The following is a 15,020-nucleotide window of genomic DNA, read 5'->3' on the forward strand; positions in this document are numbered from 1 at the left end:
GTGTCCGCAGGTCTGTGTGCAGTGACTGGCCGGACTCCTGCGGCCCGCCCTGGCACCGAGAACTCATTTTGAGAACTCATCCGGTCGGCAAGCGTCGACCGGACCAGCCCAATTGCTGTAGGCCCACGATCGGCATGCCTTGTGCTCGCTGATGTTGCATGGGAACCGTAGCGAGAAAGGTGTCGAGGTCTAACCATGACCATGACTGATCCGATCGCGGACTTCTTGACTCGTCTGCGCAACGCCAACTCGGCGTACCACGATCAGGTGAAGGCTCCGCACTCGAAGCTCAAGGCGAACATCGCCGAGATCCTCAAGCGCGAGGGCTACATCGCCGATTACCGGACCGAGGACGCGACCGTGGGCAAGGCCCTCGTTGTCGACCTCAAGTACGGCCCCAGCCGTGAGCGCAGCCTGCAGGGCCTGCGCCGCGTCTCGAAGCCGGGTCTGCGTGTGTACGCGAAGTCCACCAACCTGCCCAAGGTCCTGGGCGGCCTCGGCGTGGCGATCATCTCCACGTCGACCGGTCTGCTCACGGATCGCCAGGCGGCCAAGCAAGGTGTAGGCGGGGAAGTCCTCGCCTACGTCTGGTAAGGGGAGGTAGACAAATGTCGCGTATTGGCAAGAAGCCCATCGCAATCCCGGCCGGTGTCGAGATCACCATCGACGGCCAGGACGTCTCGGTGAAGGGTCCCAAGGGCACCCTGACGCTGACCGTCGCCGAGCCGATCACCATCAGCAAGGGTGAAGACGGCCAGCTCGAGGTCGTTCGCCCGAACGACGAGCGCCAGAACCGCTCGCTGCACGGCCTGACCCGCACCCTCGTCTCCAACATGGTCGAAGGCGTGACCAAGGGTTACGAGAAGAAGATGGAAATCTTCGGTGTCGGTTACCGCGTGCAGGCCAAGGGCTCGAACCTGGAGTTCGCCCTCGGCTACAGCCACCCGGTGCCGATCGAGGCCCCGGCGGGCATCACCTTCGCGGTGGAATCGCCCACCAAGTTCTCCGTGTCCGGTATCGACAAGCAGGCGGTCGGCCAGATCTCCGCTGTGATCCACGGACTGCGCAAGCCCGACCCGTACAAGGGCAAGGGCATCCGCTACGCCGGCGAGGTCGTTCGCCGCAAGGTCGGAAAGACGGGTAAGTGATCATGGCGCAAACCGAAAACCAGATCGCCAAGCGCAAGCCGCGTGGCAAGGACGCGTCCACGACGCGTCGTCTGTCGAAGACCCGCCGTCACTTCCGCCTGCGCAAGAAGGTCGAAGGCACCACCGAGCGTCCGCGCCTGGTGGTCAACCGCTCCTCGCGGCACCTGCACGCGCAGCTGATCGACGATTCGATCGGCCAGACCATCGCCGCCGCGTCCTCGATCGAGGCCGACGTGCGTGCGCTGGACGGCGACAAGTCGGCCAAGGGCAAGAAGGTCGGCGAACTGCTGGCCGCGCGTGCCAAGGCTGCCGGCGTCGAGGCCGTCGTGTTCGACCGTGGTGGTCACGACTACCACGGCCGCATCGCGGCGCTCGCCGACGCTGCTCGCGAAGGTGGGTTGAAGTTCTGATGATCAAGACCAACGGAAGGAACGTCTGATGCCGGGACGTCAACGGCGTGACGGCGGCAGCGGACCCGCCGGACAGCAGAATGGTGCCGCCGGTGGCGGTGCCGACAACCAGCGTGGTGGCGGCCGCGACCGCCGCGGTGGCAACGACCGTCGCGACCAGCAGGCCGAGAAGAACCAGCTCGAGCGCGTCGTCGCGATCAACCGCGTCTCCAAGGTCGTGAAGGGTGGTCGTCGCTTCAGCTTCACCGCCCTCGTGATCGTCGGTGACGGCAACGGTCTGGTCGGCGTCGGCTACGGCAAGGCCAAGGAAGTTCCGGCGGCCATCCAGAAGGGTGTCGAGGAGGCTCGCAAGAGCTTCTTCCGCGTCCCGATGATCGGCTCCACCATCGTCCACCCGGTTCAGGGTGAGGCGGCGGCCGGTGTCGTCATGCTGCGTCCGGCCTCGCCCGGTACCGGTGTGATCGCCGGTGGTGCGGCTCGTGCCGTGCTGGAATGCGCTGGCATCCATGACATCCTGGCGAAGTCGCTCGGTAGCGACAACGCCATCAACGTCGTGCACGCGACCGTTGCGGCGCTCAAGATGCTGCAGCGTCCGGAAGAGGTCGCGGCTCGCCGTGGCCTGCCGCTCGAGGACGTTGCCCCTGCGGGCATGCTGCGTGCGCGCGCCCAGGCTGCGGGAGGTGCCAGGTAATGGCAGATCTCAAGGTGACCCAGATCAAGAGCACGATCGGCGCCAAGAAGAACCAGCGTGACAGTATGCGCACGCTCGGTCTGCGCAAGATCCGGCAGACCGTGGTTCGCGAGGACAACTCGCAGAACCGGGGACTCATCAACGTCGTGCGCCACCTCGTGACAGTTGAGGAGGTCTGACATGACCATCAAGTTGCATCACCTGCGTCCCGCGCCCGGTGCCAAGACCGAGAAGACTCGGGTCGGCCGTGGTGAGGGTTCCAAGGGTAAGACCGCGGGCCGTGGTACCAAGGGCACCAAGGCACGCAAGAACGTCCCCGCCTCCTTCGAGGGTGGGCAGATGCCGCTGCACATGCGGCTGCCCAAGCTCAAGGGCTTCACGAACCGATTCCGCACGGAATACCAGGTCGTGAACGTCGGCGTCATCGCCAAGCTCTTCCCCGAGGGCGGCGAGATCGGCAAGGCCGAGCTCGTGGCGGCCGGTGCGGTTCGCAAGAACCAGCTGGTGAAGGTCCTCGGCGACGGCGAGATCGGCGTCGCGGTCCAGGTGACCGTCGACAAGGTGACCGGCGCGGCCAAGGAAAAGATCACTGCGGCCGGTGGCTCTGTCACCGAGCTGGGCTGACGGTACTCTGCAGTCAATGGCACCGGACGAGTGAAAGCTCGTCCGGTGCCACTGTTAGAGTTCAAGTTGTTGTCTGCCAAGCCTCGTCATGGTTTTCAGCGTCCCCAGATGCCGCATCGTCGGATCTGGGGTATTGCTTGAATTCCCATGTCCTGACCACCATGTCGTTCGCCAGGAGGATCTGTGCTTTCCGCCTTCGTATCGGCCTTCCGGACTCCGGACTTACGGCGGAAGATTCTCTTCACGCTGGGGTTGATCGCGTTGTACCGTCTGGGTGCCGCGCTGCCGTCCCCCGGCGTCGATTACCGGGCCGTCCAGGACTGCATCAAGCAGGTATCCGGCGGTGATTCCGGTGGTATCTACCAGCTGATCAACCTGTTCTCCGGTGGAGCGTTGCTGCAGCTGTCGGTGTTCGCGATCGGCATCATGCCGTACATCACCGCGAGCATCATCATCCAGCTGCTGACCGTCGTCATCCCGCGGTTCGAGGAACTGCGCAAGGAAGGCCAGTCCGGCCAGAACAAGATGACGCAGTACACCAGGTACCTGTCGATCGCGCTGGCGATCCTGCAGGCAACCGGTCTGGTCGCGCTCGCCTCCCGCAAGCAGCTGCTGCAGGGCTGTGACAAGGACATCATCGCCGACAACGGCATCTTCGGCATGATCATCATCGTGCTGGTGATGACCGCCGGTGCGGCCCTGGTGATGTGGTTCGGCGAGCAGATCACCGAGCGCGGTGTCGGCAACGGCATGTCGCTGCTGATCTTCGCCGGTATCGCCGCGCGCATCCCCACCGAGGGCAAATCCATCCTGGACAGCCGTGGCGGTCTGGTGTTCGGCCTGGTGTGTGTCGCCGCCTTCGCGATCATCACTGCGGTCATCTTCGTCGAGCAGGGCCAGCGCCGAATTCCGGTGCAGTACGCCAAACGCGTGGTCGGCCGGAAGATGTACGGCGGCTCCTCGACCTATCTACCGCTGAAGGTCAACCAGGCCGGCGTCATCCCGGTCATCTTCGCGTCCTCGCTGCTGTACCTGCCCAACCTGGTTTCCCAGCTCACCTCCTCGAAGAACAACCCGAATCCGAGCTGGTGGCAAGACATCATCGCCAAGTACCTGGTGAACCCGGGCAACCCGGTCTACATCGCGATCTACTTCGGTCTGATCGTGTTCTTCACCTACTTCTACGTCGCGATCACCTTCAACCCGGAGGAACGCGCGGACGAGATGAAGAAGTTCGGTGGCTTCATCCCGGGGTACCGCCCCGGCAAGCCCACCGCGGATTACCTCAACCATGTGCTGAGTCGCATCACCCTCCCCGGCTCGGTCTACCTCGGTCTTGTCGCTGTCCTGCCGAATCTTTTCCTCGATATCGGCGCTTCCGGTAACGGTCAGAACCTCCCGTTCGGCGGCACCGCGGTGCTGATCATGGTGAGCGTCGGCCTGGACACGGTGAAGCAGATCGAAAGTCAGCTGATGAATCGAAATTACGAAGGGTTCCTCAAGTGAGAGTTGTACTGCTCGGTCCGCCGGGTGCCGGCAAGGGCACTCAGGCCGTCCTGCTTTCGGAAAAACTGGGCGTTCCGCACATCTCCACCGGGGATCTGTTCCGCGCGAACATCAGCCAGCAGACGCTGCTCGGCCGCGAAGCACAGAAGTACATGGATGCCGGCGATCTGGTGCCGAGCGATGTCACCAACCGCATGGTCGAGGCGCGGGTCAACGAGACCGACGCCGCGAACGGCTTCGTGCTCGACGGCTACCCGCGCACGGTCGACCAGGCCGACGCGCTGGAGAAGATCCTCGCCGAGATGGACAAGAAGCTCGACGCGGTGCTGAGCTTCGATGTGCCGGAAGAGATTCTGATCGAGCGCTTGGTCGACCGCGGTCGCACCAGCGGGCGCAGCGACGACAACGCGGAGGTCATCCACAACCGGATGGTGGTCTATCGCGACGAGACCGCGCCGCTGCTCGAGCACTACGACGGGATCGTCGTCCCGGTGGACGCCGTCGGCACCATCGACGAGGTGCACGGCCGCGTGCTGCAGGCCCTGGGCCGCTGATGCTGTTCACGACGGGCCACTGATGGTCTTCGGCCGGAAGAACAAGAAGGTGGTGCCTTTTCGCACCAGCGGTGAACTCGACGCCATGGCGGCGGCGGGCGCGATCGTCGGTCGCGCCCTCGTCGCCGTGCGCGCGGCCGCCAAGCCAGGGGTGTCCACCCTGGAGCTCGACGAGGTCGCCGAGCAGCTCATCCGCGACGCGGGTGCGGTGCCGTCCTTCAAGGGCTACCACGGTTTTCCCGGCTCGATCTGCGCGTCGGTGAACGACCGTGTGGTGCACGGGATTCCGACCGCGGGCGAGATCCTGACCGAGGGCGACCTGGTCTCCATCGACTGCGGCGCCATTCTCGATGGCTGGCACGGTGATTCGGCGTGGACGTTCGGCGTCGGCAACATCATCGACGCCGACCGGCTGCTGAGCGAGGCGACCAAGCTGTCCATGGAAGCCGGTATCGAGGCGATGGTGCCCGGTAACCGGCTCTCCGACGTGTCGCACGCCATCGAACTCGGCACCCGCGCGGCCGAACAGTTACACGGCCGCGCCTACGGCATCGTCGACGGCTACGGCGGGCACGCCATCGGCCGCGAAATGCACCTGGATCCGTTCCTGGCCAACGAGGGCGATCCGGGCAAGGGCCCGAAGCTCGTGGTGGGATCGGTCCTCGCGATCGAGCCGATGCTCACGCTCGGCACCACCCAAACCCAGGTCCTCGACGACGACTGGACCGTCGTCACGGTAGACGGCACCCGCGCCGCCCACTGGGAGCACACGGTAGCCGTCACCGAAAACGGTCCCCGCATCCTCACGTTGCGCCCGGAGTAAGCGAAACATACGGCGGCCCCACCATCGGCGCCGTCGATCCCTGCCGACCCCTCCATGCGGAAGATCGAGCGGCGCAACGTTATTCGAGACACTGGGGGTCGGAGGCGCTGCGTGGCGAGGAGTCGATACGCACCGACGCCAGCGGGGGTGGCGGCCCCCGTCTGGACGATCTCGCCTGATGGCGATACCCAGCCGCTTCGCTGGATCGGTGTCGTCGTTCCTTGCGCCCGTGGCGCGCGACCGTGACGTTTGGTGTCGGGCGGCGCTGCCCGGGTGTCGGAATCAGGTCGACGTTGAGGCCTGATCGCTACGTTCTGAACTATGCCGTCAGCGTATGTTCGAGCGGGTGGGTGCGACGCGAGTAGACCACTACTCGAATCCGGTTGGCGCACCACGCGGTTCGCGTTCAGCACCCGCGTACCCGGCAGGCGCGACGTCCGGAAATTGTGTGTGGTGTGCGAATTCCCTTGCGGCAGGTAGTCGATGGGTGGCCGAGCTAGCCGGACGAATCGGTCAGCGGGGCCGAAGGACGGCGCGGAGCACCAAAGTCACCATGGGAAGGTCGAATTCGCCTTCGGCAGTCTCCGGCCTGCTGTGCAGGTAGTCGGAGATGCGCTGCAATACTTCGGCCCGCTGCTGCGGGGGCACCACCAGAGTGTGCGAGTGCGTTCCGATGGTCGCGGTCAGCGATGCCGCGGTCCGCCGCTGGCTGTGCGGGAATTGGGCGGTCTCGAAGGTCTCGAACAGCGGGTGCTCGGGTAGTTTCGCCGGCCCGGGTTCCAGTGGCGGTGTGGAAGCCTCCGAACGCGAAACGCGCCCCAACTCGGCGACCCAGTCGACTCGCACGTCGTCGGTGTTCCACAGTGCCGCGAAAACTCCGCCTTTCTGCAACACCCGCGCGAACTCCGGAAAGGCACGCTGTTGATCGAACCAGTGGAACGCCTGCCCGGCCACGATCGCGTCCACCGACCCGTCCGCGAGCGGAATCGCCTCCGCCGTCCCCTCATACGCGCGCACGCCGGGCAGTCGGCGCATCAACTCGATGCGCATGCCGTCGTCGGGTTCGACCGCGATCACCGTGGCACCGGCGGCGAGCAGCCCCTCGGTGAGCTTGCCGGTGCCCGCGCCGAGGTCGAGCACGATCGGCGCGGGCACGGTCGGCACGGCCTCCAGCGCCCAGCGAATGGCCGCTATCGGATAGTCCGGCCGGTGTTCGGCGTAGTCCGTCGCGTTGGCGCCGAAGGAGGCGGCCCGACGGGCATACAGGGCACGCTTGCTCGCATCTCGATCCGTCGTATTGCCCATGCGCCCCACCCTAAGTCCGGGTAGCCGCCGCGCGGGGGAGATTTACGACGCGCCGGGCAACCGGCGTACGCCCGCGCTCACCTCCGCGGCCAGGTCGTCGTAGCCGACGGCCAGTTCCGCGAGGCGCTGCCACGCGTCCCACAGGTCCCATTCGGACGCACTCGCCAGTGCCGCATAGGCGTTGGCGGTGAACTGGGCGAGCCGGTCGATCACGGCGCCGACCGTCTCGGTGTGCACATGCGCGGCGCCGTGCGCGGGCGGCAGCTGCACGGTGATCCAACGGTCGATGTCGCGCACCAAACTCGCTCGGAGCGCGTCGATTTCGTCGGTCGCCTCGGGGCCCGCGCCGAGCCGTCGCTCGTGCAGTGTGGTGAGTTCGTGCGCGCCGCGCAGCAGCGGGTTGTTTTCCGGCGGCTCACCCCGACATGCTTGCAGCACTTGATGTTTCGCGGGGAGTTGGCCCGTGGTCATCGCGGCCCCATGTTCCGGCACGAGCGCACGGTGTCCACGATGGCGGCACCGGACGGCCGAAAGGTGTTCTCCGGGGCGACAATCCACTCGCGGTACCCGGCGTTCGCGTCGGCGGGAGAGGGCAGCGCGATCTCGCCACCGATCGGCACGATCGACACGTTGAGCCGGAACAGCTCCGCGAACAGGCGGACGTCGTCGGGCAGGTCGGGCCGGATCAGAAAGGTCCAGCGTTTTGAGCGCACATGAGAAATAACGGGGCCCAATGGATTTCGATGATGTATCAAATCGTCGTGGACCTGCTGACCAAGCGACGCGGGCATGGTGATCGCGCCGACGAATCCGGCCCGGACGATGATCCGGCCGATCTCCGGAAGAAATCCGGCGGGTAGGTCGCAGGTATGGCGGTAATAGGCGCATCGGGCGGCTGGGGTTTCCGCCAACGCCAGTTGATCCATGAGAAGAGCCTCGACTAGCATCGTGTGTCTGGTGAAGCCGCCCGAGCCGGTCCGTCATGGTCACTGAGGGTGACCTACGACACCGTTCGGGCGTGATCTCAGTAGAGCACTCCATGCCGGGGCATAAACGTTCCGTTCAATTAGTTCTCGAGAAGTTCGCCTGCGGGTTTTGCGCCGTCCGCCCGGCTGACGGGCAGACCGCACGTCGCCCCGCGATTCCGGCATTCAGGGCAAACGGTGCTGCCGCGACTGCTGGGTACTTTAATACTGAATTGTCCGCCGCCACCCTGATGCCGGTCCGCTCTCAACGTCGTATGCGAGGTCATCCCTGCGGCGTACACCGTCGGTCATATCCGCGATAGCAAATTCAGGGTTAGTCACCGATGTGCCGAGGTGGGGTCGATCCCTACGCTGAATGGCATGACAACAATTGCTCTCGCTTCCGCTCCCGCCCTGGCCAGTGCCGCCGAGACGGCAGGCTCGATCGCCTTCGGCGTCTTCGCCTTCGCCATTGCCATCGGTGCCATCGCATTGTTCATCGCCGGGGTGGTGAGCGCGCTACGGTCCAGCAACTATGCGGCGGCCGGTAAGGCGATCTGGGTGCTGCTCATGCTCGCGTTCCCGTTCCTCGGCCCGGTGGTGTGGTTCATCTGGGGCCGCAACTCGACCATTCAGCCGGTGCGCCCGACCGTTGCCGGGTGACGTCTCAGGGCGTCGTACGGAAGAACAGCACGCGATCACCGTGCTCGGCGAGCGGGGTGGTCGCGCTGATCTGGCGCAGGCCGCTCGACGGCAGATAGGTGAGGTTGGCGAACATCTGGGTATTGCCGAACGCCGCGCGAAGTTTCGTCTCGTTCGCGCGGTCGGCGTTCAGATCGGCCAGCATCTTGAAGTCCAACGGCGCCAGCGGTTTATCCAGCGGCGCCTGCCCGGCCGGCCTGCCGAGCGCGGCGTATTGGGTGGCCGCCCCGTGCTCGTACCAGCACAGCTCGTAGGCGACGTGCTCGGTCACCGTGATCGCGGCCACCGGCCAATCCTGGGACAGCCGCCGCGCCAGCGGATGCTTGCCGACCGGCGTCAGCTCCCAGTGCAGGCTCAGCACCGTCACCCAGCCGCCATAGGGCTGATCGATCAGCACCACGTCGTCGCTGAGCTTCTCCGCGGTGTTCACCTCGGCGTCGGTGATCTTCCAATGTTCCTCGCGCGCACCGAGATAGCTCTCCCGATCCAGCGGATAGGCGTCGTCGGTCGCATAGGCGCCGATGATCGCCGCGCGGATCTGCGCGATCGCGTCCGGCACCGGGCAGTACACGCTCAGCGCGCCGAAGCTGGTGCCGATCTGCACCGGCATCGACGGCGGATCGGGTTCCGCGCCGGGCAGCAGCGGTCGCAGGCCGACCAGGGCAAGCTTCCAGTTGATCTCCTCGACGGTCGACAGATCGCCCGAGGACTTGAACAGGATCTGCTGCTGAGTCAGCCGCCCGGCCTGCTCCAGCGTGCGGACACCGAGTTCGGCGAGCGCCTTGTACGACTTCGGCGTCAGGTCGAGGTCTTGAACTCCGCAGGCGCGCAACCGGATCGACATGCTCGTCGAGGTGAACGCGGAGTACCGCTCGCGATACATCGACAGGGCCTGCTTGCGCGACCGGCCGACCATCAGCGTCCGCAGCAACGTGCTCAGGCTGGCCAGGTATTTACCGGAGAGCTCCGGCGCGGCAGCTGCCAGCGCGCTGCGGATTCGCGCCGCCTCTTCGGTCGCCGCGACGGCGGCGTCCTGATCGAGACGACCAAGCCACACACCACATTTCGACAGCCCGTCGGCGCACAGGCCGGCGACCTCCGGATGGATGCGCGCCACCTGCCGGTAGGCGTCGCAGGCGCGGCGGATGGTGGTGGTCGCGAGTTCCCGGCGACCGCTGTCCCTTGCCGCGAGTTCGACCGACCGGAGTGCCTCGTTCAGCTCACCCGCGAGCCGAGCGTTCAGTACCTGTCCGGTGGAGAGCAGCCGTAGCCGAATGGCGACCGCCTCCTCGGCGGGAGCCAGCGCGTCCCTGGTCCGGTCGCGAACCGACCCGTTGGTCTTGGTGGCGATAAAGCCCTTCGCCAGATCGGCGAGCGAGGTGGCCAGTCGCAGATCCGCCTCGATCGAACGATCAAGCGCCGCATACCGATCCGCGGCGACCCGACGCTCCAGCGCGTCCAGATCCATCGCGTCCCTCGTTTCCAGCATGATCCTCCGCTAACCGGCGGCATCGAGCCACCCGCACCTTCTAACGCACGAGTCTGTCACGGTTATCGGCTCGGCGCACCAGGATCCTTCGCGGGGATGTGCGCGGAACCGGCGGCGTCAAAGCTGGAACTCGTGGGTAGGCGCGGTCAACCTTCCAGCAGCAGTGTGACCGGTCCGTCATTGACGAGTTCGACGTGCATATGTGCGCCGAACCGGCCGGTCGAAACAGTCGCGCCGAGTTCGCGCAGCGCTTGGACGAACGCCTCGAAGAGCGGCTGTGCGACGGGACCCGGCGCGGCCGCGTTCCAGGACGGGCGGCGGCCCTTCGCGGTGTCGGCGTAGAGGGTGAACTGGCTGACCACCAGGATCGGCGCGGCCAGGTCGGCGGCGGAGCGTTCGCCGTCGAGGATGCGCAGCCGCCATACCTTGTCGGCCAGCGTTTTCGCGGTTGCCTCGGTATCGCCGTGGGTGGCGCCGACCAGCGCGACCAGGCCGTGCGGCACCCCGGACGCGGCCGGGTCGATGCGGCCGACGATCTCGTCGTCGACGGTCACCTGGGCCGAGCTCACTCGTTGCAGCAGCACACGCACAGCCATTGATCATGCCGTGCCGGATGAGGCGGAGCGCCGCGGGTCGCCATGCGCGCAGGCGTGGGTATGCGATACCGCTGCCTACCAGAGGGAACGGGGCCGAATGTCGTTCGCCAGATCGATCAGCGCGTAGCGATGCAGTCGATTCGGTGTGGTCCGCGCGACCGCGCGCAGCGTCGATTCCAGTCCGCCGCGCAGGCCCGTCTCGGTATAGCGGAATCCGAGGATGGTGGCCCGCGACTCTGGTTGTCCACCTCTACTCAGCCAGGCCAGCGCGGCGGTCAGGACGATGGCCTGCAGCTGCATCAGTCGCGGATCGTCCGGCAGCGCGTGCAGGTGTGCCGCCGCCGCGTCGAGGTCGGTTTGGGTCAGCTCGGTCACCGGACGGGTAACCAGCAGCAGGCACGCGGTCATCTGCGCGGCGTTGTGATGGCGCGACGAATCCGGCACCTGCCGCAGCGTGGCGACCGCGGTGAACACGTCGCCGTCGACGGCGAGCCTGCGCGCCAGACCGAACGCCGCGCTCGCCACACCGCGGGTGTTCCGCCAGACAGATCGGTAGTACTCGGTCGCGGCGCGCCGCCACTGATTCGGCTCGTCGGCGTTCGTCTGCAGCAGCAGTTCGGCGGTCGCGGCCAGCGCGAGCAGCGGCGCGATCTCGCCGGGGACCATGGAGTGGACCCGATCGAATTGTTCGTAGGCCTTGGCGTAGTCGGCGCAGGACAGCTCCGCGATGCCGGTGTACCAATCGATCCGCCAGTCCGCACGGTAATCGGGCAGCAAGCGCGCGAGGCATTCTCGTGCCTGCTCGACCGCGCCGAGGTCCAGGTGCGCCCGGACCGCGGTCAAGGTGCCTTCCAGATCGAAGGTCTCGGGTGTGCCGATGGCTCCTGCGCTCATGTCGGCGGTGCTCTGCCGCAGCGTGTCCAGGGTCTGCTGCGGGTCGCCGTGCAACAGCGGTGACAGCAGTTCCGCGCTCGGATCCTCGCTGTCGATCAGCGGCACCGGCAGTGCGGCCACGACACTCGGCGGGTCGAGCATGGGCACCTGATGCACACCCTCGATGACCCCTTCGGTCTGCCGAATCAACGTATCGATGCCGAAATCGCCACGCAGCGAACCGAATACGGCGGAGGTCTGCGGGTATTCCCGATTCGTGTCCTCGGCGAGGACGGTACGCAGCACGCCGGCCAGCTGGCGGTACATCGCGTAGGCGGTGGGAAAACGCTGGTCCGGATCTGGGTCGGTCGCGCGCAACAGCAACCGCTCGAAGGCGGGATAGCGGCGCAGCACCGGCTCCTCGTCGGCCGTCGGGATGCCGGGAAGTTTCGGGCCGCGCGGTTCGGTCGGCATGTCCAGGGTCAACGCGGCCAAGGTCCGGCCGACCGTGTGGATGTCGGAGGCGATGGTCGGACCGGTATTGGTGAATTCGGGTGCCTGATATCCGAGGGTGCCGTAAAGACTGCCGCCGGATTCCCTGGCCGCCACCGCGCCGAGGTCGATGAGTTTGACCTCGTCCTCGGTGACCATGATGTTGTCAGGTTTCAGATCGTTGTAGGCCAGGCCGAACGAGTGCAGATAATCCAGTGCGGGCAGCACCTCCATCACATAGGCGATGGCCTCGGCGACGGGAATGTGTTCGGGTGCGCGCAGATCGAGCATTTCCTTAAGCGATTGCCCACCCACGTACTCCATCACGATGTACCCGCACGGAATTCCGTCCGCCGAGCGATGTTTGACGAAGTTGAATATCTTGACGATGCCCGGATGCGCCATTTCCGAGAGGAACTGACGTTCGGCCAGCGCCACGACGTGCGCCTCGAAATCGAGCGGGTTCTGCAATCCCTTCAGGACCACCCAGCGGTCGCTGACATTGCGATCGCGGGCCAGGAATATCCAGCCCATACCGCCGTACGCGAGGCAGCCCTGCACCTCGTATTGGTCGGCCACCAGGTCGCCGGGCGCCAGCAGCGGCCGGAAGTTGAACGGTGATCCGCAATGCGGGCATTTGCCCGCCGATGCGACGGGTCCGTCGCCGGTCGAGCGGCCGACGGGCTTCTGGCATTTCCAGCAGAACCGTTTGTCTTCGGGCACTTCGGGATTGGTCAGTATCGCGGTGGCCGGGTCGACCTGCGACACTCGCGGTAGCTCGACCAGGCCCGCGCTGAGCCGGCGAACACTCGGCCTGGATCGAACGCTGCGTTCCGAACCCGGGTCGGCCTCCGCCGCCGTCGAATCGTCGTGCTCGGGCGACCAGGGAGTGGTTTCGGAGGGCGATGCTCGTCGGGTCGCCCAGGCGTAGGTGGCCCGGAACGCCGCTTCGGCGGGGTCCTGGGTGAGTGTGGTCGATTGCGCCGCCGGGCTGAGGTCATCGGAGCCACTGAAGTGTTCCGGCATTCGACCCTCTCAGCACCAACGCGTACAACATCGGGCCGAACCCGCTCCGCTCCGCGACACCGGTGGACAACCGTGGTAGCGGAGCGGGCGGGGATAGGTCGGCCTATCGCGATTCTGCCTCATTGTTCGTTGCGGTGTTGTTGCTTGCCGGGGATATTTCGGCGATACGAGGGTCGCGATGTTCCATCGGACGCTCCGCGACCACCGGGAATGCACCGGTATAACCTTCGCGTAATTCCGCGAGACGCATGACCCTGCCGCGCGCGAAGAACCAGCCGATGACCATGGCCGGGATCATGATCACGCCCATCGCGATGACCGCGCCGCGCTGCACCTCGCTGCTGCTGAACAGCATGAGCAGCACCACCGCCGCCAGGAAGATCAGCGTCGCGATGCTCGTGTACGGCGCGCCGATCAGCCGGAACGACGGGCGCTCCATCTTCCCTTCCTTCGACCAACGCCACAGCTTGAGCTGGCAGACCACGATCGCCGCCCACGCCGTGATGGTGCCCAAGGCCGACATGTTCAGCACGATCTCGAAGGCCTTGTCCGGGACCAGGGCATTGAGCCCGACACCGATCAGCGCGACCGCGCCGGTGGCGAGGATGCCGACATAGGGCACACCTCGTTTGGACATCAGTCCCGCCATCGCGGGCGCACTGCCGTTCATCGACATGGACCGCAGGATGCGGCCGGTCGAGTACAGCCCGGCATTGAGGCTGGAGAATGCTGCGGTCAGCACAACCAGGTTCATGATCGTGCCCGCGCCGCCGACACCGATCTTGGAGAAGAAGGTGACGAACGGGCTCTCGCCGGACTTGAAGGCGGTGTAGGGCAGCAGCAGCGAGAGCAGCACCAGCGAACCCACGTAGAACAACGCGATACGGGCGATCACCGAGTTGATGGCCCGCGGCATGATCTTTTCCGGGTTCTCCGCCTCACCGGCGGCGGTACCGATCAATTCCACTGCGGCATAGGCGAAGATGACGCCGGTGGTGCACAGCACGATCGGGACGATGCCGTTCGGCAGCAAACCGCCGTGATCGCTGATCACGCTGATCCCGGTGTTCTTGCCCTCGATCGGGTGCCTGCCCGCGAGGAAGATGGTGCCGACGATGAGGAAGGCCACCAGCGCGATCACCTTGATCAGTGCCGCCCAGAATTCCATCTCGCCGAACCAGCGCACCGACACCATGTTGATGCTGACCACCACGGCCAACGCGATGAACGCGATCGTCCACTGCGGGATCACCTGCATGCTGCCCCAGTAGTGGACATAGGTGGCGATCGCCGTGATGTCGACGATGCCGGTCATACACCAGTGGAAGAAGTACATCCAGCCGACGCCGAACGCCAGCTTCTCGCCGTAGAACTCGCGAGCGTAGGAGACGAACGAGCCCGACGACGGACGATGCAGGATCAGCTCACCGAGTGCCCGCAGGATGAAGAACACGAAGACGCCGCACACGGCATACGCCAGGAAAAGCCCCGCGCCTGCGTCTTTCAGTCTGCCGCCCGCACCTAGGAACAGCCCGGTACCGATCGCGCCGCCGATGGCGATCATCTGCAGTTGGCGTGGGCGTAGCGCCTTGTGATAGCCCGCGTCCTCGGCGTGCAGGGCCCGTGCGGCGGCCGGCTCCTGCGTCTCTGAGGGAGGTCGAACGATGGTCATGCCTGGGCCTTTCATGTGACGGCAGTCATATCGCTAAGTAACGTACCGCTGTTTAACGGCACGTTCAATAGATGTACATGAATGTCATCTCATGAAACTCGATCGTCATACGGGCTCGGCTGACCTCGGACAGCGATCAAGCCA

At 65.7% G+C, this 15,020-nt stretch carries 17 protein-coding genes; 10 read left to right on the forward strand and 7 right to left on the reverse strand.

Going from position 1 to position 15,020, the window contains the following annotated elements:
* Positions 1 to 195 precede the first annotated feature (195 nt).
* From rpsH to map, 9 genes are all read left to right on the forward strand, one after another.
* Positions 196 to 594 carry a 30S ribosomal protein S8 gene (rpsH, locus tag ACIBK2_RS09130; protein ID WP_069161946.1) on the forward strand — a complete coding sequence of 133 codons (399 nt, stop codon included), beginning with the start codon at positions 196 to 198 and terminating at the stop codon, positions 592 to 594.
* Between the two features lie 14 nt (positions 595 to 608).
* Positions 609 to 1,148 carry a 50S ribosomal protein L6 gene (gene rplF, locus ACIBK2_RS09135; protein WP_396965264.1) on the forward strand — a complete coding sequence of 180 codons (540 nt, stop codon included), beginning with the start codon at positions 609 to 611 and terminating at the stop codon, positions 1,146 to 1,148.
* Positions 1,149 to 1,150: 2 nt separating this feature from the next.
* The gene (gene rplR, locus ACIBK2_RS09140; RefSeq protein ID WP_379286733.1) at positions 1,151 to 1,558 is read left to right on the forward strand and encodes a 50S ribosomal protein L18; all 408 of its coding nucleotides are present in this window, start codon (positions 1,151 to 1,153) and stop codon (positions 1,556 to 1,558) included.
* 28 nt (positions 1,559 to 1,586) lie between these two features.
* Positions 1,587 to 2,249 carry a 30S ribosomal protein S5 gene (gene rpsE / locus ACIBK2_RS09145; protein ID WP_379286735.1) on the forward strand — a complete coding sequence of 221 codons (663 nt, stop codon included), beginning with the start codon at positions 1,587 to 1,589 and terminating at the stop codon, positions 2,247 to 2,249.
* Positions 2,249 to 2,428, forward strand: a complete 180-nt coding sequence (gene rpmD / locus ACIBK2_RS09150; RefSeq protein WP_396965266.1) for a 50S ribosomal protein L30 — start codon at positions 2,249 to 2,251, stop codon at positions 2,426 to 2,428. Before rpsE ends, rpmD begins: the two co-directional genes overlap by 1 nt.
* A 1-nt stretch (position 2,429) precedes the next feature.
* Entirely contained in the window at positions 2,430 to 2,873 is a 444-nt protein-coding gene (gene rplO / locus ACIBK2_RS09155) for a 50S ribosomal protein L15 (protein ID WP_379286737.1), read from the forward strand.
* A gap of 183 nt (positions 2,874 to 3,056) precedes the next feature.
* Positions 3,057 to 4,379, forward strand: coding sequence for a preprotein translocase subunit SecY (secY, locus tag ACIBK2_RS09160; protein WP_379286739.1), 1,323 nt, complete (start codon positions 3,057 to 3,059; stop codon positions 4,377 to 4,379).
* Positions 4,376 to 4,933, forward strand: coding sequence for an adenylate kinase (locus ACIBK2_RS09165; RefSeq protein WP_396965269.1), 558 nt, complete (start codon positions 4,376 to 4,378; stop codon positions 4,931 to 4,933). Before secY ends, ACIBK2_RS09165 begins: the two co-directional genes overlap by 4 nt.
* A 22-nt stretch (positions 4,934 to 4,955) precedes the next feature.
* Positions 4,956 to 5,756, forward strand: coding sequence for a type I methionyl aminopeptidase (gene map / locus ACIBK2_RS09170; protein WP_396965271.1), 801 nt, complete (start codon positions 4,956 to 4,958; stop codon positions 5,754 to 5,756).
* A 513-nt stretch (positions 5,757 to 6,269) separates the two neighbouring features.
* Here map and ACIBK2_RS09175 read toward each other — a convergent pair.
* Genes ACIBK2_RS09175 through ACIBK2_RS09185 form a run of 3 tightly spaced genes read right to left on the reverse strand, consistent with a single transcriptional unit; the run spans position 6,270 to position 7,987 of the window.
* Positions 6,270 to 7,061, reverse strand: coding sequence for a class I SAM-dependent methyltransferase (locus tag ACIBK2_RS09175; protein WP_396965273.1), 792 nt, complete (start codon positions 7,059 to 7,061; stop codon positions 6,270 to 6,272).
* Positions 7,062 to 7,103: 42 nt separating this feature from the next.
* Complete coding sequence (locus ACIBK2_RS09180) at positions 7,104 to 7,532, reverse strand: DUF4254 domain-containing protein (protein WP_396965275.1); 429 nt, start codon at positions 7,530 to 7,532, stop codon at positions 7,104 to 7,106.
* Positions 7,529 to 7,987 (reverse strand): DNA-directed RNA polymerase subunit beta, encoded by a 459-nt coding sequence (locus ACIBK2_RS09185; RefSeq protein WP_396965277.1) that lies wholly within the window; start codon positions 7,985 to 7,987, stop codon positions 7,529 to 7,531. The genes ACIBK2_RS09180 and ACIBK2_RS09185 overlap by 4 nt, the downstream gene beginning before the upstream one ends.
* 420 nt (positions 7,988 to 8,407) lie before the next feature.
* Here ACIBK2_RS09185 and ACIBK2_RS09190 point away from each other — a divergent pair, with 420 nt between their 5' ends.
* Entirely contained in the window at positions 8,408 to 8,689 is a 282-nt protein-coding gene (locus ACIBK2_RS09190) for a PLD nuclease N-terminal domain-containing protein (RefSeq protein WP_396965279.1), read from the forward strand.
* 4 nt (positions 8,690 to 8,693) lie between these two features.
* Here the strand turns inward: ACIBK2_RS09190 and ACIBK2_RS09195 are convergent, their stop codons facing one another.
* From ACIBK2_RS09195 to ACIBK2_RS09210, 4 genes are all read right to left on the reverse strand, one after another.
* Positions 8,694 to 10,217, reverse strand: coding sequence for a hypothetical protein (locus ACIBK2_RS09195; RefSeq protein ID WP_396965281.1), 1,524 nt, complete (start codon positions 10,215 to 10,217; stop codon positions 8,694 to 8,696).
* Positions 10,218 to 10,363: 146 nt separating this feature from the next.
* Positions 10,364 to 10,807 carry a D-aminoacyl-tRNA deacylase gene (gene dtd / locus ACIBK2_RS09200; RefSeq protein ID WP_396965895.1) on the reverse strand — a complete coding sequence of 148 codons (444 nt, stop codon included), beginning with the start codon at positions 10,805 to 10,807 and terminating at the stop codon, positions 10,364 to 10,366.
* An 81-nt stretch (positions 10,808 to 10,888) separates the two neighbouring features.
* The gene (locus ACIBK2_RS09205) at positions 10,889 to 13,204 is read right to left on the reverse strand and encodes a serine/threonine-protein kinase PknG (RefSeq protein WP_396965283.1); all 2,316 of its coding nucleotides are present in this window, start codon (positions 13,202 to 13,204) and stop codon (positions 10,889 to 10,891) included.
* 103 nt (positions 13,205 to 13,307) lie between these two features.
* Positions 13,308 to 14,876, reverse strand: a complete 1,569-nt coding sequence (locus ACIBK2_RS09210; protein WP_396965285.1) for an amino acid permease — start codon at positions 14,874 to 14,876, stop codon at positions 13,308 to 13,310.
* Positions 14,877 to 15,020: the final 144 nt, after the last annotated feature.

This window comes from Nocardia sp. NPDC050175 (genome assembly GCF_044459885.1).
Lineage (GTDB): Bacteria > Actinomycetota > Actinomycetes > Mycobacteriales > Mycobacteriaceae > Nocardia.